The organism is Streptomyces sp. NPDC001351 (assembly GCF_042896045.1).
Classification (GTDB): domain Bacteria; phylum Actinomycetota; class Actinomycetes; order Streptomycetales; family Streptomycetaceae; genus Streptomyces.
The window spans coordinates 620182-642705 of the sequence record NZ_JBIAWS010000005.1; the positions used below are offsets into that span (position 1 = coordinate 620182).

A 22524-nucleotide genomic window follows, 5' to 3' on the forward strand; every position below is an offset into this window, starting at 1 on the left:
TCAGGGTCCGCGGCGCATCAGCGCCATGGAAGCAGTCCTGGCGCACCTGCGCTCCGCCATCGAGAACGGCGAGTACGCCGTGGGGGACAAGCTCCCCTCCGAGGCGGAGCTGTGCCGCACCCTCGAGGTCAGCCGGCCCGTGCTGCGCGAGGCCCTCAGGGCCCTGCAGACCATGGGCCTGACCGTCTCCAAGACGGGCAAGGGCACCTTCGTCGTCGCCAGCACCGTCGAGGACCCCACCTTCGGCGACTACGCGGCCAGCGACCTGCTGGAGGTGCGCCGCCACGTGGAGATCCCGGTGGCGGGCTACGCGGCCGTGCGCCGCACGCCCGAGGACCTCGACCACCTGGCGCACCTGCTGGAACGCATGGAGCGGGAGACCGACACCACCTCGTGGGTCGCCCTCGACACGCTGTTCCACCTCGCTGTCGCCCAGGCCGCCCAGAACCCGGTCTTCCGCCGGGTCATCGAGGAGATCCGCGACGCACTGGCGCGTCAGTCGGCCTTCCTCAACGAGCTGGGCGGACGCCGCGAGCAGTCCAACCGCGAGCACCGGGCGATCGTCGAGGCGCTGATGGACGGTTCCGAACTCGACGCGGTGGACGCCATGGCGCACCACCTCGACCGCGTCGAGACGACCCTCACCGACATCGTGCGCCCCGCGCGCACGGACATCCCCACGGAAGGCGGACCCGAGGCGTGAGCGAGCACCTCAAAGAAGAGACGCGCACACCGGCCGCACATGTCGACGCAGGCGACGCGGGCTACAGCAAGTCGCTGAAGTCCCGGCACGTCAACATGATCGCCATCGGCGGCGCGATCGGCACCGGTCTCTTCCTCGGCGCGGGCGGACGGCTCGCCGACGCCGGCCCCTCCCTGTTCATCGCCTACGCGGTCTGCGGCATCTTCGCCTTCCTGGTGGTGCGCGCCCTCGGCGAACTCGTCCTGTACCGGCCCTCGTCCGGTGCCTTCGTCTCGTACGCCCGGGAGTTCCTCGGCGAGAAGGGCGCCTACACCGCGGGCTGGATGTACTTCCTGAACTGGGCGACCACCGGCATCGCCGACATCACAGCGGTGGCCACCTACACGCACTACTGGGGCATGTTCTCCGACATCCCTCAATGGTTGATCGCCTTGATCGCCCTGGCGGTCGTCCTGACGGTCAACCTGATCTCGGTCAAGATCTTCGGTGAGCTGGAGTTCTGGTTCGCCATCGTCAAGGTCAGCGCGCTCGTGATCTTCATGTGCATCGGTATCTTCCTGCTGGTCACCCAGCACCCCGTGGACGGCGTCCACCCCGGCCCGGCCCTGATCACCGACAACGGCGGCGTCTTCCCCAACGGCCTGCTGCCCATGCTGCTGATCATCCAGGGCGTCGTGTTCGCCTACGCCTCCGTCGAGCTGGTGGGTGTCGCCGCGGGTGAGACCCAGAACCCCGAGAAAATCATGCCGAAGGCGATCAACTCGATCATGTGGCGCGTCGGCCTCTTCTACGTCGGCTCGGTCGTCCTGCTCTCCATGCTGCTGCCCTGGAACAAGTACAGCGCCGCAGAGAGCCCCTTCGTGACCGTGCTGTCCCACATCGGCATCCCGGCGGCCGGCGGCGTGATGAACCTCGTCGTCCTCACCGCGGCCATGTCCTCGCTCAACTCCGGCCTGTACTCCACCGGCCGCATCCTGCGCTCCATGGCGATGTCCGGGTCCGCCCCCAAGTTCACCTCGGTGATGAGCCGCAGCCAGGTCCCGTACGGCGGCATCCTGCTCACCAGCGGTATCTGTGTGCTGGGCGTCGGCCTCAACTTCGTGGTCCCGGCGGACGCCTTCGAGATCGTCCTGAACTTCGCGGCGATCGGCATCCTCTCCACCTGGGGCATGATCATGATCTGTCACCTCCTCTTCTGGAAGAAGACCCAGAAGGGCGAGCTGACCCGCCCCGGCTACCGGTTGCCGGGCTCCCCCTGGACCGAACTCGTGACGCTGGCCTTCCTCGCCTCCGTCCTGGTCCTCATGTACGCCGACGGAGGCGCCGGCCGCACCACCGTGCTGTGCCTGCCGCTGATCGTCGGAGCGCTCGTCGCGGGCTGGTACGTCATCCGCGGCCGCCTGCAGCGCACCTCAGCCAAGGCCGACGCGTAACCCGGCGCCGGCTCCAGACAACCCAGAAGTGAACAGGCAGTGATGTACAGCAGCTCTCACACGGACGCTCCCGCGATCCGCGAACCCCTCCACGCGCCCGTCGCGCACGTCGTCCGCGGCGGAGTGACCGAGGGCGTCCACTACGGCTCCGTGGTCGTCCTGGGGGCGGACGGTGAGGTCGAGTTCCAGCTCGGCGACATCGAGGCCGCCTTCTACCCGCGCTCCTCGCTCAAGCCCGTCCAGGCCGCCGCCATGGTGCGGGCGGGGCTGCCCCTGGAGGGGGAGCTGCTCTCGCTCGCCGCCGCCAGTCACTCCGGCGAGGAACGCCACCTCGCCGGGGCCCGGCGGATCCTGGAGCTCGCGGGCGTCACGGAGGACGACCTGCGCAACGTGACGGACATGCCGTACGACCCGGCGGTCCGCGACACATGGATACGTGAGGGCCGCGAGCCCTCCCGGCTGGCCCAGAACTGCTCGGGCAAGCACGCGGCCATGCTGTACACCTGCAAGCTCAACGGCTGGTCCCTCGACGGCTACCTCGACCCGCGGCACCCGCTCCAGCAGGCGATCGCCGAGATCGTCGAGGACCTCACCGGGCAGCGGATCGCCCGGGTCACCGTCGACGGGTGCGGCGCCCCCCTCTTCTCCATCTCCCTGCACGGCCTGGCCCGGGCCACCGCCCGCATCGCCACGGCGGCCCAGGGCACTCCGGAGGCCCGGGTCGCGGACGCCATGCGCGAGCACGCCGAGATGGCCTCCGGTGCCGGCCGTGACGTCGCCGCCCTGATGCGGGCCGTCCCCAGGCTTCTCGCGAAGGACGGTTTCGAGGGCGTCGAGGTCGCCGCCCTGGCCGACGGCCGGGCGGTCGCCGTCAAGATCTCCGACGGCGCGAACCGGGCCCGGATCCCCGTCACCGCCGCCGCCCTCGCCCGGGCCGGCGTCGATCCCGCCCTCCTCACCCGGTTCGCGGGCGAACCCCTCCTCGGCGGAGGCGAACCGGTCGGCGAGATCCGCCCGGTCCGCGCGCTGGAGCCCCTCACGGTCCGGGCCTGCGCCTGACGGCTCCGGTGGCCACCGAGTGTGCGCGGTGGCCACCGGCGGACCACCGGATCCGGTCGCGGTACGGCCGGATCCGTGCGGCCGGCATGCCCCCGGCCGCCCCCTGAACCACCGGCCCCGTCACCACCGGGCCGGTGCCTCGACCGGCTCGGGCGGGCGTCACCCCGTACCGCCCGAGCCGGATCCACCCACCCCCGACGTCGCCAGCCACCCAACCCTCACCACCCTCAGAAAGAGGACCCGCACCTCATGACCGCCGCCACCCGCAGCGAACACGACCTGCTCGGAGACCGCGACGTCCCCGCCGACGCCTACTGGGGTGTGCACACCCTGCGCGCCACGGAGAACTTCCCCATCACGGGCACCCCGATCTCCGCCTACCCGCACCTGATCGACGCGCTCGCCGCCGTCAAGGAGGCCGCCGCCCTCGCCAACGAGGAACTCGGCCTGCTGGAGCCGAAGAAGGCCGCCGCCATCATCGAGGCCTGCCGCGAGATCCGCGAAGGCAAGCTGCACGACCAGTTCGTCGTCGACGTCATCCAGGGCGGCGCCGGCACCTCGACCAACATGAACGCCAACGAGGTCGTCGCCAACCGGGCGCTGGAGCTGCTGGGCTTCGAGAAGGGCCAGTACCGGCACCTGCACCCCAATGAGGACGTCAACCTCGGCCAGTCGACCAATGACGTCTACCCCACCGCCGTCAAGATAGCGACGGTCTTCGCGGTACGTGGACTGCTCAAGGCGATGTCCGTACTGCAGGACGCTTTCGCCCGCAAGGCCGTCGAGTTCCGCAACGTGCTCAAGATGGGCCGTACACAGTTGCAGGACGCCGTGCCGATGACGCTCGGTCAAGAGTTCTCCGCGTATGCCGTCATGATTGACGAGGACCGCAACCGTCTTGACGAGGCCGTCCAGTTGATCCATGAGATCAACCTGGGCGCCACGGCCATCGGCACGGGACTCAATGCCCCCGCCGGATACGCCGAGTCGGCCCGCCGCCACCTCGCGGCCATCACCGGGCTGCCCCTGGTCACCGCCGCCAACCTGGTCGAAGCCACCCAGGACTGCGGCGCGTTCGTGCAGATGTCCGGTGTGCTCAAGCGGATCGCCGTCAAGCTCTCCAAGAGCTGCAACGACCTGCGGCTGCTGTCCTCCGGCCCGCGCGCGGGCCTCGGTGAGATCAACCTGCCGCCGGTGCAGGCCGGTTCGTCCATCATGCCCGGCAAGGTCAACCCGGTGATCCCCGAGGTCGTCAACCAGGTCGCCTTCGAGGTGATCGGCAACGACGTCACCATCACCATGGCCGCCGAGGCCGGACAGCTCCAGCTCAACGCCTTCGAGCCGATCATCCTGCACTCCCTGTCGGAGTCCGTCACCCATCTGCAGAGCGCCTGCCTGACGCTCGCCGAGCGGTGCGTCGACGGCATCACCGCCAACACCGAGGCGCTGCGCGCGAGCGTGGAGAACTCCATCGGCCTGGTGACCGCCCTCAACCCGCACATCGGGTACACGGCCGCCACCGACATCGCCAAGGAGGCCCTTGCCACCGGTCGCGGTGTGGCCGAACTGGTCCTGGAGAAGGGCCTGCTGCCCGCCGAGCGACTCGCCGGACTGCTGCGCCCGGAGGTGCTCGCAGGCAGCGGTACGACGCAGTCGATCTGACGGTGTATCACTCGCGTGCCGTGATGGTCGGCTCAGGCGACCGGACCATCGCGGCACGCGGACGACGTCACGCCCAGGGATGAATGCGCAACGACCGCCGTGCGTCCTCCACGCCGGGCGGTGCCCGTACTGCGCGCCGCCTCGACACGACCGGCGGTACCGGCTGATCGGCGCAGCCCCGTTCGCCATTCATCGGAAAGTGCTACTAATGCTCATATGGTGAATTCTGCGGCCTTCGAAACGGGCCGTCTCCTGCCCCGGTGAACGACCCTGTTCTTCCTGCGTCGGGCGGAGTGACGGAATGCTTCGATGAATCCAGGAGAATTCATGCGTGTGGCCGTAACGGGTGGCGGCGGTTTTCTCGGCTCGCATCTGTGCGAAACACTCCTCCGACGCGGTGACGAAGTGGTCTGCCTCGACGACTTCTCGACCGGAGAGCCCGAGAACGTCGCCCCGTTCATCGGGAATCCGGCATTTGAACTCGTCCGCACCGATGTCAGCCGGTCGATCGCGGTGTCGGGCGCCGTCGACGCGGTGGCCCACCTGGCGAGCCCTGCCTCGCCCCCTGACTACCTCCGGCGTCCGCTGGAAACGCTCGCCGTGGGCAGCCGAGGCACGGAGAACGCGCTGCGCCTTGCGACACACCATGACGCCCGCTTCGTGCTCGCCTCCACGAGCGAGGTCTACGGGGACCCCGAAGTGCACCCGCAGGACGAAACGTACTGGGGTCATGTGATCCGATCGGACCACGCAGCGTGTACGACGAGGCGAAAAGGTTCTCCGAGGCAATCACGCAGGCCTATCGCACGCACTGCGGTACGAATACCGGGATCGTGCGCATCTTCAACACCTACGGTCCGCGCATGCGCCCGCACGACGGGCGGGTCGTGTCCAGCTTTGTCGTTCAGGCGCTCGCCGGAGAGCCGTTGACCGTCTACGGCGACGGAAAGCAGACGCGCAGTTTCTGCTATGTGGAGGACCTGGTACGCGGAATCGTCGCCATGCTCGACCGCGACGAGCCCGGCCCGGTGAACCTTGGCAACCCCGTGGAACTGACCGTTCTCGAACTCGCCGACCGCGTGCTCGACCTGACGGGTTCTCGGGCCGAGGTCCAGTTCCACCCCCTGCCCGTCGACGATCCCACCCGTCGCCGGCCGGTGATCACCCGGGCCTTCGAACGCCTGGGCTGGAGCCCGGCCGTCGGGATCGAGGACGGGCTGCGGCGCACGGTGGAATGGTTCGCCGCCCGACCCGACGACGTCGCCGCCGCGCTCGCCGCGATCCGGGGCGGGCAGCAGGCCGGCGACACCATCGCCGTGGCCGGCCCGCTGGGCGCGACCCCGGCCGCCTCGTGACCCAGATGGATTCCGACCTCACGTCGGGCATCACCCTCGAGACCCTGCCGGACACCTCCGGCGACACACTCCGAGCCCAGCTGCGCACCCTTTCCCAGGGCAACGTCGTCGACACACCGGCCGACGGACCGGTGTTCGCCAAGCCGCCCAGAGTCCTGGAGCCGCGCACCGGCACCTGGGTTCCGCGGCTGCGGCGCACGGACCGGCTGACGGTGGCACTGCTCTCGGCGTGCTGGGTGGCCGCCCTCGTCTGCTTCTGGGAGTGGTGGCTGCGCGAGGAGCACAGGGTCGGCTGGTTCGGGTTCGTGGTCAACAGCGCGCTGTTGCTGTACCTGTCGCTGCTGCCGCTGTACTTCGTCCTCGCCGTGCTGCGGCTGCGCACCCTCTCCCCGTCCGTCGAGGTGCCCTCGCTACGGACCGCGTTCGTGGTGACACGGGCGCCGTCGGAGCCCTGGTCGGTGGCCCGCACCACCCTGAGCGCGATGCTGCGCCAGGACTTCCCGCACTCCTACGACGTATGGCTGTGCGACGAGGACCCGGACCAGGAGATCCTCGACTGGTGCGCGGTGAACGGCGTGCGCGTCTCCTGCCGGCGCGGCGTCGCCGCCTACCACCGGGACGTCTGGCCGCGGCGCACCCGGTGCAAGGAGGGCAACCTCGCCCACTTCTACGACCACTGGGGATACCGGTACTACGACGTGGTGGCCCAGCTCGACGTCGACCACGTACCTCACCCCCGCTACCTGACCGAGATGGTCCGGCCGTTCACCGATCCGGCCATCGGCTACGTGGCCGCACCCAGCGTGTGCGACGCCAATGCCCATACGTCCTGGTCGGCGCGCGGGCGCCTGCATCGCGAGGCGACCTTCCACGGGCCGATGCAACTGGGCCACACCGACGGTCTGGCCCCGCTGTGCATCGGTTCCCACTACGCCGTGCGGACCCGGGCCCTCCGGGACATCGGCGGACTCGGGCCGGAGCTGGCCGAGGACTTCTCGACGACCTTCCTGCTGAACTCCGCGGGCTGGCACGGCGCTTTCGCGATCGACGCGGAGGCGCACGGCGACGGCCCGATCACGTTCGCCGCGATGGTGACCCAGGAGTTCCAGTGGTCACGGAGCCTGGTGGTGATGCTGCTCGGGATGCTCCCCAAGCATCTGCGGCGCATGCCGGGCAGGCTCCGGCTCCGGTTCGCGTTCGCCCTGTCGTACTACCCACTGCTGGCGCTCACGACCACCTGCGGTCTGCTGCTGCCACCGGTCGCCGCGGTCACGGGCATCCCGTGGGTCGACGTCGACTACCTCTCCTTCCTCGGGCACTTCTGGGCCATGTCGTTCTTCCTGATCCTGCTCACGGTGTTGCTGCGGCGGCGCGGTCTGTTGCGGCCCGTGGACGCGCCGGTGCTGAGCTGGGAGGGCTGGCTGTTCGGCCTGGCCCGCTGGCCCTATGTCGCGTGGGGAACCGCAGTCGCGCTGATGCAGCGGCTGCGGCCGAAGAAGGTCGTCTTCAAGGTCACGCCCAAGGCCCGTGACGGGATGGAACCCTTGCCGCTGCGCCTGATGCTGCCGTACCTCCTGATCACCGTCGTTCTCTCCGGCGCCGCCGTGGTCGGGGAGCTGACCGGACCCGCCGTCGGCTACGTCTTCCTGTGCCTGCTCGGTTCGCTCTCCTACGCCCTGGTCACCCTCGCGGTCGGCGCGCTGCACATCCGGGAGACCGCCAGATCGGCCGGCGTCGGTGTGCGCCGGGCCCTGCACACCGCCGCCCTGCCGTTGACCGCGGGGCTCCTCGCCCTCGTGCCACTGGCCTGGGCACTGCTGATCTTCCCCCTCTATCTGCGCGGGTTCGTGACCGGCTGACACCGCCTGCCCGTCCGGCTTCCCGTGTGCGCGGACCCGCGCGGATGTCCCTTCCCTGACGAAACGAGGTGCCCCATGCCCGAGACGGTCCTGGTGACCGGTGGCGCAGGTTTCATCGGCAGCCACACCTGCGTCGAACTACTCGCCCACGGCCACGAAGTCGTCGTGGTCGACAACCACGTCAACAGCTCGCCGCACGCCCTGGACCGCATCGCCAAGACCGCGGGCCGCCCGCTCGCCGGCGCCTTCCACGTGGACGTGCGCGACCGGAAGGCCCTCGCCGAGGTGTTCGCCCGCCACCCAGTGGACTCCGTCATCCACTTCGCGGCCCACAAGGCGGTCGGAGAGTCGGTGGGCCATCCGGTCGAGTACTACGACACGAACGTGGGCGGCACCTGCACTCTGCTGTCGGTCATGCACGAACACCGGGTCCACCGGCTGGTCTTCTCCTCGTCGTGCTCCGTGTACGGCGACGCGCAGACGGTTCCCCTGACCGAGCAGAGCCCTGTGGCACCCACGAACCCCTACGCCCGTACCAAGCTGATGTGCGAGCGGATCCTGGAGGACGTCTGCACCCATCTGGCGGAGATGAGGGTGCTTGCCCTGCGCTACTTCAACCCGGTCGGAGCCCATCCGAGCGGCCGGCTCGGCGAGGATCCGCAGGGCGTACCGAACAACGTGATGCCGTACGTCGCCCAGGTCGCAGTGGGACGCCGGCAGAAGCTCAGCGTCTTCGGGAACGACTACCCCACGCCGGACGGCACCGGGGTGCGGGACTACATCCACGTCATGGACGTCGCGGAGGGACACCGGGTGGCAGTCGAGCACCTGGACGACCGCCCGGGGATGCAGACGTTCAACCTCGGCACCGGCACCGGAACCTCCGTGCTCCAACTGGTCGCCGCCTTCGGCGAGGCGAGCGGCCGCCCGATTCCCCACCAGATCGTCGATCGCCGGCCGGGCGATGTCGCCGAGCTCGTCGCCGACGCGAGTGCGGTGGCTGCGGCCTGGGACTGGACCACCACACGTGATCTCGCCGCCATGTGCCGTGACGCCTGGCGGTTCCAGCAACTCAACCCGCACGGATACTCCCGCCGGCCCGGGGAAGCGGCGGCCGGCGAGACAGGAGAACTTTCATGCGGTTGAGCGTCATCGGTACCGGATACCTCGGAGCCGTGCATGCCGCGTGCATGGCGGAGATCGGACACGATGTCCTCGGTGTCGACACGGACACCGCGAAGATCGAGGCGTTGGCGGCAGGCCGGGCGCCGTTCTTCGAGCCCGGTCTGCCGGAGATCCTGATCCGGAACATCCAGGCCGGACGGCTGCGGTTCACCACCTCGCCGGCGGAGGCCGCGGACTTCGCCGACGCCCACTTCGTGTGCGTCGGCACCCCGCAGCGCGCCGACTCGTTCGCCGCCGACCTGCGTTATGTGGAGGCGGTCGTGGACGGCCTGGCACCGCTTCTGACCCGGGACGCCCTGATCGTCGGCAAGTCGACCGTGCCGGTGGGCACCACCCGGTCGCTCGGCCGCAGGATGACGGCACGTCTGCGCCCCGGCGTCGACGCCGAGGTCGCCTGGAACCCGGAGTTCCTGCGTGAGGGGTTCGCGGTGCAGGACACGCTGCGCCCCGACCGTCTGGTCCTCGGGTTCACCTCGTCCCGGGCCGAGCGGATGCTGCGCGAGGTGTACGCACCGCTGCTGAACGCAGGCACCCCCTGCATCGCAACAGACCCCGCCACCGCGGAGCTGGTGAAGGTCGCCGCCAACTCCTTCCTGGCCACGAAGATCTCGTTCATCAACGCCATGGCGGAGGTCTGCGACGCCGCGGGCGCCGACGTGGTCACCCTGGCCGACGCACTCGGCCACGACGCGCGCATCGGGCGCCGATTCCTGTCCGCCGGCCTCGGCTTCGGCGGCGGCTGCCTGCCCAAGGACATCCGCGCGTTCCTGGCCCGGGCCGAGGAGCTGCAGGTGAGCGAAGCGGTGAGCTTCCTTGGCCAGATCGACCGGATCAACCTGCGCCAGCGCGTCCGGACGGTCGACCTCGCTCGTCAGCTCGTGGGCGGCAGCCTCGACGGACGGCGCGTGGCCGTGCTCGGCGCCACCTTCAAACCCGACAGCGACGACGTGCGCGACTCACCGGCTCTGGCCGTCACCGCGGAGATCGTCGCCCAGGGCAGCGAGGTCGTCGTCCACGACCCGGAAGGCCTCGACAACGCACGGGAGGCGCTGCCCGGGCCGGCGTACTGCACGGACATCATGAAGGCGTGCCGGGACGCAGACCTGGTGCTGCACCTGACCGAATGGCGTCACTACCGCCGACTCGACCCGGTCGAGCTGGCGGAGGTGGTCCGGGCACCGCGGATGCTGGACGCCCGCAACGCGCTGGACCCGGTGGTCTGGAGGGCGGCCGGCTGGCACCTGCGCGCTCTGGGACGCCCCGCTCCCGTCCCGGCACCGGGCCACGGCGACGCGCTCAGAGCGACGATCCCTCACGCCTTGGGAACGGCCTGCACGGCCCCCGCGACCGGAGACCCCCTCAGCCGTGCTCCGAAGTAGTCCACCGACCCCGGATTCACGCCCAGGGTGCGCAGGTCGACAGCGGCACCGGCCAGAGTGCGCACGCACTGGGACGTCAGTGCACCGCGTGTCGGCCCGATACCGTACAGATTCGGGCCGGACGCGGGCAGCGCGACCTGGGCCAGACAGGGGTCGGCGTTGGTGCCGGTGGCCCGCGGACCCTGTACCTCCTGGCCCGCCGCCTGGCGCCAGGAGGCCAGGTCGCTGTACCAGTGGTCGCCCCATTGCAGGATCCAACCGCCGCTGCTGTGGTAGTCGTTGCCTTGCATCAGCACGTCCGACGTGTCGAAGTTCCCCTGGGCGGCCACCACGGGAGCCCCGTCCGTGACGAACACGTTGTTGCGGACGGTGACCGAACCGAGGTTGGGCTGGAGCCGGAGCGCCGGTGCGCGGACGGAGCCGTTCGCCGTGTTCAGCACCGTGTTCTGGTAGATGGACAGATGGGTGACCCGTGATCCCTCAGCGACGATGCCGCCGTAGTCCTGGATCTTGCGGCCGTTGTTGTGGCTGACGTTGTACCGGATCGTGTTGTCCGTGTGGACCGAGTTCCAGACGGCGGAGTACGCGAGGAAACCGGCCCCGTCGTTTCCATGGGCCAGGTTGTACTGCATCAGCGAGTGCGACACGTTGTTGTCCAGACCGAAGCCGCCGCCGTCCACCTGGGAACCGGAGTGGTTGCCGTAGGAGATGTTCCGCTGGAACGTCATCCGAGTCGAGTCGTACGTCCAGATGCCCTCGGGGCCCTCCATGGCGGTCGCCGAGGAGTACGCCCCGTTGTCCCTGGCGACGGACTGCTGCACCGTGCCGTGGCTGACGCTGCCGAGCACGATGCCGCTTCCGGTGTTGCGGCCGGACGCCGCAGGGTCCCCGACGTTCTGATACGCGCTCACCTTCGACACCGTCACGTCCTCGTGGGCGTAGGCGGGAGCGTCCGGGTCGAACGCGGGCCCGTCGGTCACGAGCCCCGCGTCCTGGTTGGTGTGCAGCGCGCAGTCGTAGATCTCCACGTCTCGAAAGCCGGACGCCTTGGGGCCGCCGTGCAGCCGGATGCCGTTTTGGAACCCCGTCACCTCGACGCCCGAGACTCGGATGTACGGCAGCTTGCGGTGACCGGGCAGATCGCTGACGAAGGCGATACCGTCCTCGTCCCGGTAGGACGCGCCGTCGCCGACGACGATCAGGTTGCGGATGGTGACGCCGCTCGTGTTGTGCACCTCGATGCCGCGCGTGCCGGCGGCCGCGATCGTCGCCCGTCCGTTCCCGTAGGACTCGATCACGACGGGCTTACGGGCGTCGCCCGCGTCACCCTGACCGATGCTCAGGGTGCCCGCAAAGCGGGCGCCGCCCTGCAGTCGCAACCGGTCGGCCGGTTCGAACCGCAGGGCATCGGCGCGCCTGAGCGTCCGCCAGGCCGTTTGCGGGGTCCGGCCGTCGGCGCTGTCGTCTCCCTGCGGGCTGACGTAGAAGTCCCGTCCGCCCTGTGCATTCGTCCGCAGGGGCATGTGCGGAGTGGGCAGGCTGCATCCGGCCAGCAGCACCGCCATCGCGCACAGTCCCACCGCGGCGCGTCGCCGCAGCAGCCCGCCGACCGCCTCGGTTCCGCCCCCGTGCTCTCGCCGAGGCGAGCCGGGGACCTCGGTGCATTCGATCCGCTGGCGCAATCTGGCTCCTGTCTCGATGGCTTTTCGGTCCCGGGTTCATGGAGACCGCGTCGCCTCACCTTGACGTGCGGGCTCGGGACTGGCGGGCCAGCACGCGGAGTTCGCGCCAAGACATGCCTGATCGGACTCCTGCCCGTTGTCGCGAATGGGGTCGAAAGGACCACCAGACACGGGTGCGGCATCATGGTGATCATGACAACGACGTCGTCCCACTCCTTCCAGCCGATCCTGGAGCGCATCGCAGAAGAGATCGAGCGCACCCCCGGCCGCGGCCGCCCCGCCGACTACATCCCGGCACTCGCGGCCTGCGACCCGCGCCGCTTCGGCATGGCCGTCGCGGAACTGGACGGCACGGTGTACGGCGTGGGGGACTGGCGCGAGCCGTTCTCCACGCAGTCCATCACCAAAGTCTTCACCCTCGCTCTCGACCTGGCCCGCGAGGGCGACGAACTGTGGGAGCACGTCGGCCGTGAGCCCTCCGGCAATCCCTTCAACTCCCTGATCCAGCTGGAGTACGAGAACGGCATCCCGCGCAACCCGTTCATCAACGCGGGCGCCCTCGTCGTCACGGACCGCCTGCAGACCCGCACCGGAGACGCGGCGGGCGAACTGCTGGCCTTCCTGCGCACCGAGAGCGGCAACCCGGCCCTGGACTTCGACAAGGACGTCGCCGCCTCCGAGTCGGCACACGGCGACCGCAACGCCGCCCTCGCCCATTTCATGGCGTCCTACGGCAACATCGACAACCCGATCCCGGTGCTGCTCGACCAGTACTTCCGCCAGTGCTCCCTCACCGCGTCCTGTGCGGACCTCGCCCTCGCCACCGGCTTCCTGGCCCGCCACGGCATCCGCGCCGACGGCGGCCGGCTGCTGTCCCAGAGCCAGGCCAAGCAGGTCAACGCGGTGATGCTGACCTGCGGTACCTATGACGCGGCGGGCGAATTCGCCTACCGCGTGGGCCTGCCCGGCAAGAGCGGCGTCGGTGGCGGCATCATCGCGGTCGTCCCCGGCCGCTGCACCCTGTGCGTGTGGAGCCCCGGCCTCGACGAGCGCGGCAACTCGGTGGCGGGCGTCGCGGCGCTGGACCGCTTCACGACCCTGACCGGCCTGTCGGTGTTCTGAACCGGCGGCTCGGTTGAACCGGCGGCTCGGTCCCGGGCCGAACCGGTGCTTCAGCACAGGACTCGGTCGGCCGGCGCTGCCCCCAGGGGGGTCGCTGCGCCCGTGCGATCACGTGCCGGTCACACGCAGGTCCCCGCTCCGAAGGCGGCGCGTCAACTTCCGGCCACCCGGCGTTGACACGCTTCCCGAGTGTTGGCCATGGCTTTCCCCGTCGATCTCCGCCGCTGTCAGGTTCTGGGCCTGGCCGGCACCGCATTCCTCGCGCTGGGAGGTGAGACGGCCGGTGCCCTGCCCGTGCGGGATCTCCTGGCCCCGGCGACCGCCCGCGCGGCCCTGGGCCTGGTCGGTGTGTACTTCGGCGTGGTGCTGCTGATTGCCGCCTGGTTGCTGCTCGGGCGTCTCGTGCGCAGCGCCGACGCGCCCACCCCGCGCGAACTGCTGCTCGTGCTCGCCGTCTGGGCGGCCCCGCTGCTGCTGGCCCCGCCGCTGTTCAGCCGGGACGTCTACAGCTACCTCGCGCAGGGCGCCATGGTCGACGCCCACATGGACGTCTACGCATACGGGCCCGCCCAGCTGGGCGGCCCGCTCGCCGACGAGGTCGCCCCGCTGTGGCAGCACACAGGCGCCCCCTACGGCCCGGTGTTCCTCGCCGTCGCCTCCGCGCTGTCCGGCCTGACCCGCGGCGAACTCCCCGCCGGGCTGGTCGGGATGCGGCTGGTCGCACTGCTCGGCGTGGCGCTGATGGCGGCCGCGCTGCCCCGGCTCGCCCGGCACAGCGGCGCCGATCCGGCCGCCGCGCTCTGGCTCGGCGCGCTCAATCCGCTGGTGTTGCTCCACCTGGTCGCCGGCGCCCACAACGACGCCATCATGCTCGGCCTGCTCGGTGTCGGCCTGGTCGCGGCACTGGGCCGGTGGCCGGTCCTCGGCGCCGTGTTCGTCACCCTCGCGGCCCTGGTCAAGGCACCCGCCGTGCTCGGGCTCGCCGCGGTGGTCGTCCTTCAGGTGCGGGCCGGGCAGCGCCCGGCGAAGGCCGCCCTGTCGACCGCCCTGGCCGCCGCGGTCACCACGGTCGCCGCAACAGCCGTCGCCGGTACGGGATACGGCTGGATAGCCGCTCTGGACACCCCCGTCTCCCCGCACAACTGGGCCCTGACGAGCCTCCTCGGCCGCGCCACCGGAGCCATGCTGGAGCGCCTCGGCAGCGACCTCGCCCCGCTCGCCCTTCCGGTCTGGCATCTGCTCGGCCTTGCGATCACCGCGCTGCTGATAGCGGCCATATGGTGGCGGCTGCGCCCCCGCCCGGTCTACGCGCTCGGCCTGAGCCTCGCGGCCGTGGCGGCCTTCGGCCCGGCGATCCGCCCCTGGTACGCCCTGTGGGGGCTGTTCCTCATCGCCGCCGCGGCACCCACCGCCTCGGTCCGGCACCGGGTGGCGGCCGTGACGGGCGTGCTCGCGCTCGCCACCCTGCCGAGCGGCGGGCCGGTCGACAGCGGTCAGCTGATGCTGGCCGTCTCCGGCGGGGCGCTGGCCGTGGTGGTCCTCTGGCAGGTCCACCAGGCGGCCCACGCGCCCGCCCTGGGAGAAACCGCATGACCCTGCCCCGCACCGACCGCGGCCGACTGCTCCTGGTCCTCGCCCTCGCCGCGTCCGTCACCGCCTTCACCGCGACCGTGCCGCTGCTGCGTGACTGGTTCGACCTGCGCGTGTACTACGGCGCCGTCAACAGCTGGATCCACCACGGCGGACGGCTCTACGACTACCGGGTGCCGGGGACGGCATACGGCTTCACCTACCCGCCGTTCGCCGCCGTCAGCATGCTGCCCATGACCCTCGTCGGGCTGCGCACGGCGATCGCCGGATCCCTGCTGCTCAACCTGGCAGCCCTGGCCTGGGTCCTGCACATCCTCACCGAGGGGGCCTGGCGCCGCTACGGCTGGTTCGGCTGCGCCCTGGGCGCGTGCCTGCTCGCCCTGTTCGAACCGCTCCGCGACACCTTCAGCTTCGGCCAGGTCAACGTCCTCCTGCTGGCGCTCGTTCTCACCGACGCCTGGCTGCTCACGACTGGGCGGGAGCGCTGGGCGGGCGTCGGCATCGGCCTGGCGGCCGCGGTGAAACTCACGCCCGCACTCTTCATCGGCCTGCTCCTGCTCGCCGGCCGCCGGCGTGCCGCGGTGGTCGCGACGGCCGTCACCGCGGCGGCGACAGGCCTCGCCGCCTTCGTGGCCCCGGACGCCTCCCGGTTCTACTGGACCGAGGCCCTGTGGGACACGGACCGGGTGGGCCGCCTCGACTACGTCTCCAACCAGTCGCTGCAGGGCATCCTGGCCCGGCTCGGCGTGGCGGACCGCGCGGTGTGGGCCGCCGCGGTCCTGGTGGTCCTCGGCGTCTGGGCCTGGCGCACCCGCCGGGCCGTCGTCGCCGCCGACTGGCCGGCCGCCTTCGCCCTCACCGGCCTGACCGCCTGCCTCGTCAGCCCCATCACCTGGGTGCACCATCTGGTGTGGCTGCTGCCGTCCTTCGCGGTACTGATCCGCGCCGGGCACCCGCGCGTCACGGGCGCCCTGTACGCGGTGCTGTGCACCAGCGTGGTGTGGCTCTGGTTCCACGACGCGTCCGGCATCGACGGTTTCCTCGGCAGCAACACCTACACCTGGATCACCCTGGGACTGCTGCTGTGGCTGCCGGTGGGTCAACTCCGCGCCGACAGCCCGCCCTTGCGGCGCAACACCAGCACGACCGCCCCCGCGCCGAGCACGGCGGCACCCGAGACGACGCCCGCCGTCGGCCATCCCGGCCCGCCGTCCGGCGCGACCGCCACCGGCGTGGCGCGCGGCCCCGGGCGGGGCTTGTCCAGCAACGCGTCCAGCGAGCCCACCGGTTCGACCCGCCCAGCGGCCTCGAACCCCCAGTCGAGCAGTTCCCGTGCCTCTTCGTAGACGGTGAAACCGCCGCCCGCCTGCGGGTTCATCACGGTGACCACGAGGGTGCGCCCGCCCCGGCCGGCGGCGGCGACGAGCGTGTTGCCCGCGTTGCTGGTGTAGCCGTTCTTGACGCCGATCAGCCCCGGGTACGGCTCCACACCGTCCGCCCCGGTCAGCAGCCGGTTGGTGTTCTTGATCTCGTACGACCAGCCGCTCCCGTCCGGGAACCTCGCCACCGCCGTACCGCAGTACCGCGCGAAGTCCGGAATGCGCAGCCCCGCCCGGCCGAACACCGCCAGGTCGTACGCCGACGACACCTGGCCCGGCGTGTCGTACCCGTCGGGCGACCGCACCTGCGTGTCGCGGGCGCCCAGCGCGCGGGCCCTGGCCTGCATCTGCTCGGCCGTCGTCTGCCAGCCGCCGTTCAGGGAGGCCAGCACGTCCACGGCGTCGTTGCCGGAGTTGAGGAAGACCCCGCGCCACAGATCGGCGATCCGGTACGTCCGCCCCTCGGCGACCCCGACCCTGCTGCTGCCCTCACCGATGTCCTCCAACTCCTCCTCCCGCACCGTGTGCCGGGCGCCCGCCGGCAGCGCCGGCAGCACGGTCAGCGCGAACAGGGTCTTCAGCGTGCTGGCGGGCGGCAGCTTGCGATGGGCCTCGCGCGCGGCCAGCACGTCCCCGCTGCGGGCGTCCGCCACCAGCCAGGACAACGCGGACACGTCCGGAAGCCGAGGCGCACCGTGATGGGGCCGCACCTGGGTGCCCTCGCGATACAGGAACGACGGATCCGGCAGCGCCGCCCGCGGCACGCCGGGCGGGGTGGGCTCCGTGTCGGCGGCGACGGCGACGGGGGTCACCGCCAGGACGCCGGCCGCACAGAGCGCGCAGGCGGTGACGGCCGTTCGGGACGAGAAATGGATGATCACACGATCAACGTAGGAATCGGCCTGGCATACGAGACGGTGACCGGGCCGGGGGCGGGGCTCCAGCACCCGGATGCCGCAGTGCGGGGCCCGCGCGGCGCACCGACGTGTGCCGGGCCACGGGGAGCCCACGAACGCGGACACACACGGTAGCCGCGTAGTACCGCGGTACTACGCGCTCAGCGCGGGTCGGCCTCCCGGTACCACGGGATCGGGCGGATCGGCTCCTAGCGTTGCCGGTGAGGCGTCGGAAGCGAAGGACGCCGTAAGCCGACAGAGAGAACGCGAATGATCGACGCACGGCAGCTGACCAAGAGGTACGGCGACAAGACGGCCGTGGACGGGCTCGACTTCGTCGTGAAGCCGGGCACGGTGACCGGCTTCCTCGGGCCCAACGGCGCGGGCAAGTCCACCACCATGCGCATGATCGTCGGACTCGACGCCCCGACGAGCGGCTCCGTCACCGTGAACGGCCACCACTACGCCCGCCACCGGGCCCCGCTCCAGGAGGTCGGGGCCCTGCTGGAGGCGAAGTCGATCCACCCGGGCCGCTCGGCGTACAACCACCTGAAGGCCCTCGCGCTGACCCACGGCATACCGCGCCGCCGGGTCGACGAGGTCATCGACCTCGCCGGCCTTGCCAGTGTGGCCAAGAAGCGGGCCGGTGCCTTCTCCCTCGGGATGGGCCAGCGGCTGGGCATCGCGGCGGCGCTGCTGGGCGATCCGCAGACGGTGATGCTGGACGAGCCGGTCAACGGACTGGACCCGGAGGGTGTCCTCTGGATCCGCAACCTGCTCAAGGCGCTCGCCGACGAGGGCCGCACGGTGTTCGTCTCCTCGCATCTGATGAGCGAGATGGCGCTGGTGGCGGACCATCTCATCATCGTGGGCCGGGGACGCCTGCTGGCCGACACCACCGTGGGGGACCTGATCCGCGAGGCGGGCGGCGACACGGTGAAGGTCGCCACCCAGGACCCGGCCCGGCTGCGGGACGTCCTGGCGGGACCGGGTGTGGACATCACGGGGCGCGTGGGCTCCGAGGAACTGCAGGTGACCGGGCTGAGTGCCCGCAGCATCGGCCTGAAGGCGGCCGAGCACGGGATACCACTGTTCGAGCTGAGCGCGAGGACGGTGTCGCTGGAGGAGGCATTCATGGACCTGACCAGGGAGGCCGTGGAGTACCACGGATCCACGACCGGGATCGAGACCCTCGGGAGGCCGGCATGAGCACCCTCACCGCAACCGCCGAAGAACCCCGCACCGCACCGGCCCGCCCCGCCTACCGGGTGACCGGACGGCGCGTGCTGTCCTCGGAGTGGGCCAAGCTGTGGTCCCTGCGCTCGACCTGGATCACCCTGGGCCTCGGCCTGCTGTTCCTGGTGGCGTTCGGACTGATCGCCGCGAGCCGGTACAAGTCCGGGATCAACTCCGGCCACATGGACCGCGACTTCGCCACCTCGACGGCCGTGAGCCTGTCCCTCTTCGGTACCAACTTCGCCCAGCTGGCCCTCGGAGTCCTCGGCGTGCTCGTCACGGCGGGGGAGTACTCCACCGGCATGATCCGCTCCACGCTCGCGGCGGTGCCCCGCAGGCTGCCCGTGCTGTGGTCCAAGGCGACGGTGTTCGGGCTGGTCGCGCTGGCGGTGGGGACGCTCGGCGCATTCGTCGCCTTCCTGTTCGGCAGCGGGATCGTCTCGGGTACGCCCGCGGCCATGGGCCTCTCGCACGCGGGTGTCCTGCGCAGCCTGCTGGGCGCCGGGCTGTACCTCGGCCTGGTCGCGGTGATCGGCACCGCGCTGGGCGCGCTGCTGCGGTCGGTGGCCGGCGGGATCTCGGTGCTGGTGGCCACCTTCATGCTGATCCCGGGACTCATCTCGTTGCTGCCGAGCTCCTGGCAGGACAACATCAGCCCCTACCTGCCGTCCCACGCAGGAGAGTCGATGTTCGCCCTGACCCACGACTCGACGACCCTGTCGCCCGGCGCGGGGCTGCTGGTCTTCCTCGGCTGGACGGCGCTGGCGCTGGCCGGCGCGGCCTACCGGCTCGCGCGCAGCGACGTCTGACGCACCATGGACAGGTGACGTCCGTGACCACCGATGACATCAGCGGGATGGGACCGCTGGTCGCCCGCATGGCCCGGGGCGGCCAGCGGCTCAGGCAGGCCGACCGGATCCGTCCGTGGGTGCTGGACACCGCGGTCGTGGTCCTGGTCTTCCTGATGTTCTGCCTCGCCGACCTGCTGCACAGCGGGGACGGCGACGGCCCGCGCCGCTTCCGGCTCGCCTTCACCCAGCTGCCCCTCGCCGGGATGCTGGCCCTGCAGGCCGGACTGGTGCTGCCGCTGCTGTGGCGGCGGCGCAGGCCCCTGGCGGCCTTCGGTGTCATCGCCGCCGTGTTCGTCCTGCAGTGGTCCGTGGGTGCGGCACTGCGCGCCGACGTCGCCCTCTTCGTCGCCCTGTACAGCCTGGCCCTGCACGGGCGGCTGAAGCAGCTGCCGTGGGCCTGCGCCGCCATGGCGGGTGCCATGGTGCTGGTCGCCCTGCGGGTGTCCGCGGCCATGTCCGTCTGGGACGCGCTGTTCTTCCTGCTGAGCACCACGACCGCGGCCCTCGCGCTCGGCCTGATGGTCCGCATCCGCCGGGCTCAGCTGGCCGGACTGCGGGAGCGGGCCGCCCGGCTGGAGGTCGAGCGCGACCAGCGCAGCAGGCTGGCCGCGGTCACCGAACGCACCCGGGTCGCCCGCGAGATGCACGACATCGTCGGCCACAACCTGTCCGTCATCATCACGCTCGCCGACGCCGGTGCCTACGCCACCGACACCGCACCCGAACGCGGCAAGGAGGCCCTCCAGCTCATCGGCGACACCGGCCGCCAGGCCCTCGGTGAGCTGCGGCGCGTACTCGGTGTGCTGCGCGAGGCGGCGGACGGCCCCCCGGCCGGGCCCGAGCTCAGCCCGCAGCCCGGCATCGCGGACATCGACGCCCTGTGCGCCAAGGTGCGCGCCGCCGGACTGGAGGTCGTCTACCGGACCTCCGGCGACGTGGACGCCCTCGACAGCGGGGTACAGCTGACGGCGTATCGCATCGTCCAGGAAGCCCTCACCAACACCCTCAAACACGCCGACGCCGGAACCCGCGTACACCTGGCGATCATCGAGACGGACACCCGGCTGACCATCCGGGTCCAGGACACCGGCCCGGCGACACCGCCGGGGCCGCACGAAGAAGGGCACGGACTGGTGGGCATGCGGGAGAGGGCGGCGCTCTACGGCGGGACCGTCAGCGCGGGACCGGCGGGCGGCGGAGGCTGGAGCGTCGAGGCCGTCCTCGACCTCACGCCACAGGGCGGTGTCCGGTGACCACGGTGCTCGTCGTGGACGACCAGCCGCTGCAACGCTACGGCTTCCGCATCCTCCTGGACTCCGTCCCCGAGACCGAGGTCGTCGGGGAGGCCGCCCACGGCGCCGAGGCCGTCCGCAAGGCCGCCGAACTGCGCCCGGACGTCGTCCTGATGGACATCCGGATGCCCGGCATGGACGGCATCGAGGCCACCCGCCGCATCGTCGCCGCCGGCGAGCGTTCGCGTGTCCTCGTACTCACCACCTTCGACCTCGACGAGTACGTCCACGCCGCCCTGCGCGCCGGGGCCAGCGGCTTCCTGCTCAAGGACGCGCGCCCCGAGGAACTCCTCGCGGGCATCCGCGCCGTCGCGATCGGCGACGCGGTGATCGCGCCCGCACTCACCCGCCGCCTCCTGGACGAGTTCGCCCAGTACGTCCCCGCGCACCGGGGCGACCTCGACGAGGACCCGAGGCTGAGCTCCCTCACCGACCGCGAGCGCGAGATCCTCGTCGCCGTCGGCAAGGGCTGGACCAATGGCGAGATCGCCGGGCACTTCGTGCTGTCCGAGTCCACCGTCAAGACCCATGTGGGCCGCGTCCTCGCCAAGATCGGTGCCCGGGACCGCATCCAGGCCGTGATCTTCGCCTACGACCTCGGACTCGCGCGGCCGGCCACGGACTGAACGTCCCGGCCTCCGCAACCCCGGCCGTGAAGTGATGCCCCGCCGGACTCTCTGGCGGGGCATCGGTGTCTGTCGTGGCCGGTGGGACTCAGCCGTTCGAGCCCGCCGGGGTCGTGGTGGTCTTGAAGCCCTCGGTCTTGTTGGCCTTGAGAGCGAACTCATTGGTGAAGGTCGTACCGAGGTTCACCTTCGAGGTCGCGTGGCCGACGAGTTCCTCGGAGGCCAGAACGGTCTTCGGGCCGCCGGCGGGCATGATGCCGTCCGGGAGGAACTGTCCCTTGTCCTGGTCCAGGGCCTTGATGTAGTCGGCCTTCGTCACCAGCTGGTTCGACACGTACGACTGCGGCAGCTTGTTCGCGATGTCGGCCGCGCTGTGCGTGTTGATCCAGTGCATGGTGGCGACGAGCGCGTCGACGACCTTCTGCGCCGCGTCCTTGTGCGAGTTGACCCAGCTGGTCTGGGCGAGGACGGTCGCTGCCGGCCAGGTGCCGCCGAGCGCCGACTGGGCGCCCGCGGTGGTGGCCAGGTCGATCGCCGAGGTGCCGATGCCCTTCTTCTCGATCGCGGCCACCGTCGGCTGCGTCGTCATGACGCAGGCGGTCTTGCCGTTCTGCAGCGCGGCGATGGCCGTGGCGCCCTGGCTGACGCCGATCCGGCTGAACTGGTTGGCCTTGACGCCCTTCTGCGCGGCCATGAACTGGGTGAGCATGTCGGTGCCGGACCCGATGTCGGTGACGCCGAGCGTCTTCCCCTTGAAGTCCGCACCGGAGTGGACACCGCTCTTCGGGACACACATCTCCCGCTCGCCCGGCGCGCCGGACAGCTGGACGATGCCTTCCACCGCCTTGCCCTTCACCTGGAAGTCGATGGTGTGGACGTACCAGGCGCCCGCCATGTCCACCTGCCCGGAGGCCAGGGCGTCCTCAGCGCCGAGACCGCCCTGCTGCTCGGTGCTCAGCGAGACGTTGACGCCGTACTTCTTGTAGAAGCCGAGGTTCTGGGCGAGCTCGTAGGGGAGGTAGATCTGCTTGTCGATGCCGCCGACCATGAGTTTGACGGTCGGCGTGCCGCTGGAGCTGCTGGAGCTGCCCGAGTTGCCTCCACAGGCGGTGGCGGCAGCGAGGGTGAGGACGGTGAGGAGAGACGCGGCAACGGCGGCGGGTCGTCTGGACATGGCAGGCCACTTTCCTTCAGGGGAGGGTGAGAAGAGAGGGA

16 protein-coding genes and 2 pseudogenes are annotated in these 22524 nt (G+C 70.8%); 15 read left to right on the plus strand and 3 right to left on the minus strand.

Translation table 11 applies throughout. The annotated features are described in order from the left end of the window. Positions 1–25: 25 nt before the first annotated feature. The 8 genes and pseudogenes from ACFY1U_RS21555 (at position 26) to ACFY1U_RS21590 (ending at position 10635) form a co-directional block, all read left to right on the plus strand. Entirely contained in the window at positions 26–703 is a 678-nt protein-coding gene (locus ACFY1U_RS21555; protein ID WP_232649234.1) for a FadR/GntR family transcriptional regulator, read from the plus strand. Continuing rightward, positions 700–2136, plus strand: a complete 1437-nt coding sequence (locus ACFY1U_RS21560; RefSeq protein WP_390695722.1) for an amino acid permease — start codon at positions 700–702, stop codon at positions 2134–2136. Before ACFY1U_RS21555 ends, ACFY1U_RS21560 begins: the two co-directional genes overlap by 4 nt. A 42-nt stretch (positions 2137–2178) precedes the next feature. After that, positions 2179–3195 carry an asparaginase gene (locus ACFY1U_RS21565; RefSeq protein ID WP_390695723.1) on the plus strand — a complete coding sequence of 339 codons (1017 nt, stop codon included), beginning with the start codon at positions 2179–2181 and terminating at the stop codon, positions 3193–3195. Between the two features lie 249 nt (positions 3196–3444). After that, entirely contained in the window at positions 3445–4857 is a 1413-nt protein-coding gene (aspA, locus tag ACFY1U_RS21570) for an aspartate ammonia-lyase (protein ID WP_390695724.1), read from the plus strand. Positions 4858–5184: 327 nt separating this feature from the next. Next, positions 5185–6212, plus strand: a pseudogene (locus ACFY1U_RS21575) (UDP-glucuronic acid decarboxylase family protein). 5 nt (positions 6213–6217) lie between these two features. Next, positions 6218–8071 carry a glycosyltransferase gene (locus ACFY1U_RS21580; RefSeq protein WP_390695725.1) on the plus strand — a complete coding sequence of 618 codons (1854 nt, stop codon included), beginning with the start codon at positions 6218–6220 and terminating at the stop codon, positions 8069–8071. Positions 8072–8146: 75 nt separating this feature from the next. Next, entirely contained in the window at positions 8147–9217 is a 1071-nt protein-coding gene (galE, locus tag ACFY1U_RS21585) for a UDP-glucose 4-epimerase GalE (protein WP_390695726.1), read from the plus strand. Then, positions 9208–10635, plus strand: a complete 1428-nt coding sequence (locus ACFY1U_RS21590) for a UDP-glucose dehydrogenase family protein (RefSeq protein WP_390695727.1) — start codon at positions 9208–9210, stop codon at positions 10633–10635. Before galE ends, ACFY1U_RS21590 begins: the two co-directional genes overlap by 10 nt. Here the strand turns inward: ACFY1U_RS21590 and ACFY1U_RS21595 are convergent. After that, positions 10569–12317 (minus strand): right-handed parallel beta-helix repeat-containing protein, encoded by a 1749-nt coding sequence (locus ACFY1U_RS21595; RefSeq protein ID WP_390695728.1) that lies wholly within the window; start codon positions 12315–12317, stop codon positions 10569–10571. The two genes, ACFY1U_RS21590 and ACFY1U_RS21595, sit on opposite strands and share 67 nt — an antisense overlap. A gap of 183 nt (positions 12318–12500) precedes the next feature. On the opposite strand from ACFY1U_RS21595, the gene ACFY1U_RS21600 reads away from it, so the two are divergent. The 3 genes from ACFY1U_RS21600 to ACFY1U_RS21610 all read left to right on the plus strand — a co-directional run bounded on the left by ACFY1U_RS21600 (position 12501) and on the right by ACFY1U_RS21610 (position 16375). Continuing rightward, positions 12501–13439 (plus strand): glutaminase, encoded by a 939-nt coding sequence (locus ACFY1U_RS21600; protein ID WP_390695729.1) that lies wholly within the window; start codon positions 12501–12503, stop codon positions 13437–13439. A 198-nt stretch (positions 13440–13637) separates the two neighbouring features. Further along, positions 13638–15032 carry a polyprenol phosphomannose-dependent alpha 1,6 mannosyltransferase MptB gene (mptB, locus tag ACFY1U_RS21605; protein ID WP_390695730.1) on the plus strand — a complete coding sequence of 465 codons (1395 nt, stop codon included), beginning with the start codon at positions 13638–13640 and terminating at the stop codon, positions 15030–15032. Further along, the gene (locus tag ACFY1U_RS21610) at positions 15029–16375 is read left to right on the plus strand and encodes a glycosyltransferase 87 family protein (protein WP_390695731.1); all 1347 of its coding nucleotides are present in this window, start codon (positions 15029–15031) and stop codon (positions 16373–16375) included. Before mptB ends, ACFY1U_RS21610 begins: the two co-directional genes overlap by 4 nt. Positions 16376–16458: 83 nt before the next feature. On the opposite strand, the pseudogene ACFY1U_RS21615 reads toward ACFY1U_RS21610, so the two are convergent. Continuing rightward, positions 16459–17430, minus strand: a pseudogene (locus ACFY1U_RS21615) (D-alanyl-D-alanine carboxypeptidase family protein); the annotation flags it as partial. 144 nt (positions 17431–17574) lie between these two features. Between ACFY1U_RS21615 and ACFY1U_RS21620 the strand changes: the two are divergent. The 4 genes from ACFY1U_RS21620 to ACFY1U_RS21635 are packed head-to-tail and all read left to right on the plus strand — an operon-like array spanning position 17575 to position 21309. Continuing rightward, positions 17575–18513, plus strand: a complete 939-nt coding sequence (locus tag ACFY1U_RS21620; RefSeq protein ID WP_390695732.1) for an ABC transporter ATP-binding protein — start codon at positions 17575–17577, stop codon at positions 18511–18513. After that, entirely contained in the window at positions 18510–19349 is an 840-nt protein-coding gene (locus ACFY1U_RS21625; protein WP_390695733.1) for an ABC transporter permease, read from the plus strand. Before ACFY1U_RS21620 ends, ACFY1U_RS21625 begins: the two co-directional genes overlap by 4 nt. Positions 19350–19372: 23 nt before the next feature. After that, positions 19373–20644, plus strand: a complete 1272-nt coding sequence (locus tag ACFY1U_RS21630) for a sensor histidine kinase (protein WP_390695734.1) — start codon at positions 19373–19375, stop codon at positions 20642–20644. After that, entirely contained in the window at positions 20641–21309 is a 669-nt protein-coding gene (locus ACFY1U_RS21635; protein WP_390695735.1) for a response regulator, read from the plus strand. The genes ACFY1U_RS21630 and ACFY1U_RS21635 overlap by 4 nt, the downstream gene beginning before the upstream one ends. Before the next feature lie 88 nt (positions 21310–21397). On the opposite strand, the gene ACFY1U_RS21640 is transcribed toward ACFY1U_RS21635, so the two are convergent. After that, on the minus strand, positions 21398–22483 hold the full coding sequence (locus ACFY1U_RS21640) for an ABC transporter substrate-binding protein (RefSeq protein WP_390695736.1): 1086 nt from the start codon (positions 22481–22483) through the stop codon (positions 21398–21400). Positions 22484–22524: the final 41 nt, after the last annotated feature.

Excerpts from the sequence above, each read along its gene's own strand:
- ACFY1U_RS21555 (WP_232649234.1), top strand. The coding sequence starts at position 26 with ATGGAAGCAGTCCTGGCGCACCTGCGCTCCGCCATCGAGAACGGCGAG.
- ACFY1U_RS21565 (WP_390695723.1), top strand. The coding sequence starts at position 2,179 with ATGTACAGCAGCTCTCACACGGACGCTCCCGCGATCCGCGAACCCCTC.
- aspA (WP_390695724.1), top strand. The coding sequence starts at position 3,445 with ATGACCGCCGCCACCCGCAGCGAACACGACCTGCTCGGAGACCGCGAC.
- ACFY1U_RS21580 (WP_390695725.1), top strand. The coding sequence starts at position 6,218 with ATGGATTCCGACCTCACGTCGGGCATCACCCTCGAGACCCTGCCGGAC.
- galE (WP_390695726.1), top strand. The coding sequence starts at position 8,147 with ATGCCCGAGACGGTCCTGGTGACCGGTGGCGCAGGTTTCATCGGCAGC.
- ACFY1U_RS21590 (WP_390695727.1), top strand. The coding sequence starts at position 9,208 with ATGCGGTTGAGCGTCATCGGTACCGGATACCTCGGAGCCGTGCATGCC.
- ACFY1U_RS21600 (WP_390695729.1), top strand. The coding sequence starts at position 12,501 with ATGGTGATCATGACAACGACGTCGTCCCACTCCTTCCAGCCGATCCTG.
- mptB (WP_390695730.1), top strand. The coding sequence starts at position 13,638 with ATGGCTTTCCCCGTCGATCTCCGCCGCTGTCAGGTTCTGGGCCTGGCC.
- ACFY1U_RS21610 (WP_390695731.1), top strand. The coding sequence starts at position 15,029 with ATGACCCTGCCCCGCACCGACCGCGGCCGACTGCTCCTGGTCCTCGCC.
- ACFY1U_RS21620 (WP_390695732.1), top strand. The coding sequence starts at position 17,575 with ATGATCGACGCACGGCAGCTGACCAAGAGGTACGGCGACAAGACGGCC.
- ACFY1U_RS21625 (WP_390695733.1), top strand. The coding sequence starts at position 18,510 with ATGAGCACCCTCACCGCAACCGCCGAAGAACCCCGCACCGCACCGGCC.
- ACFY1U_RS21640 (WP_390695736.1), bottom strand. The coding sequence starts at position 22,483 with ATGTCCAGACGACCCGCCGCCGTTGCCGCGTCTCTCCTCACCGTCCTC.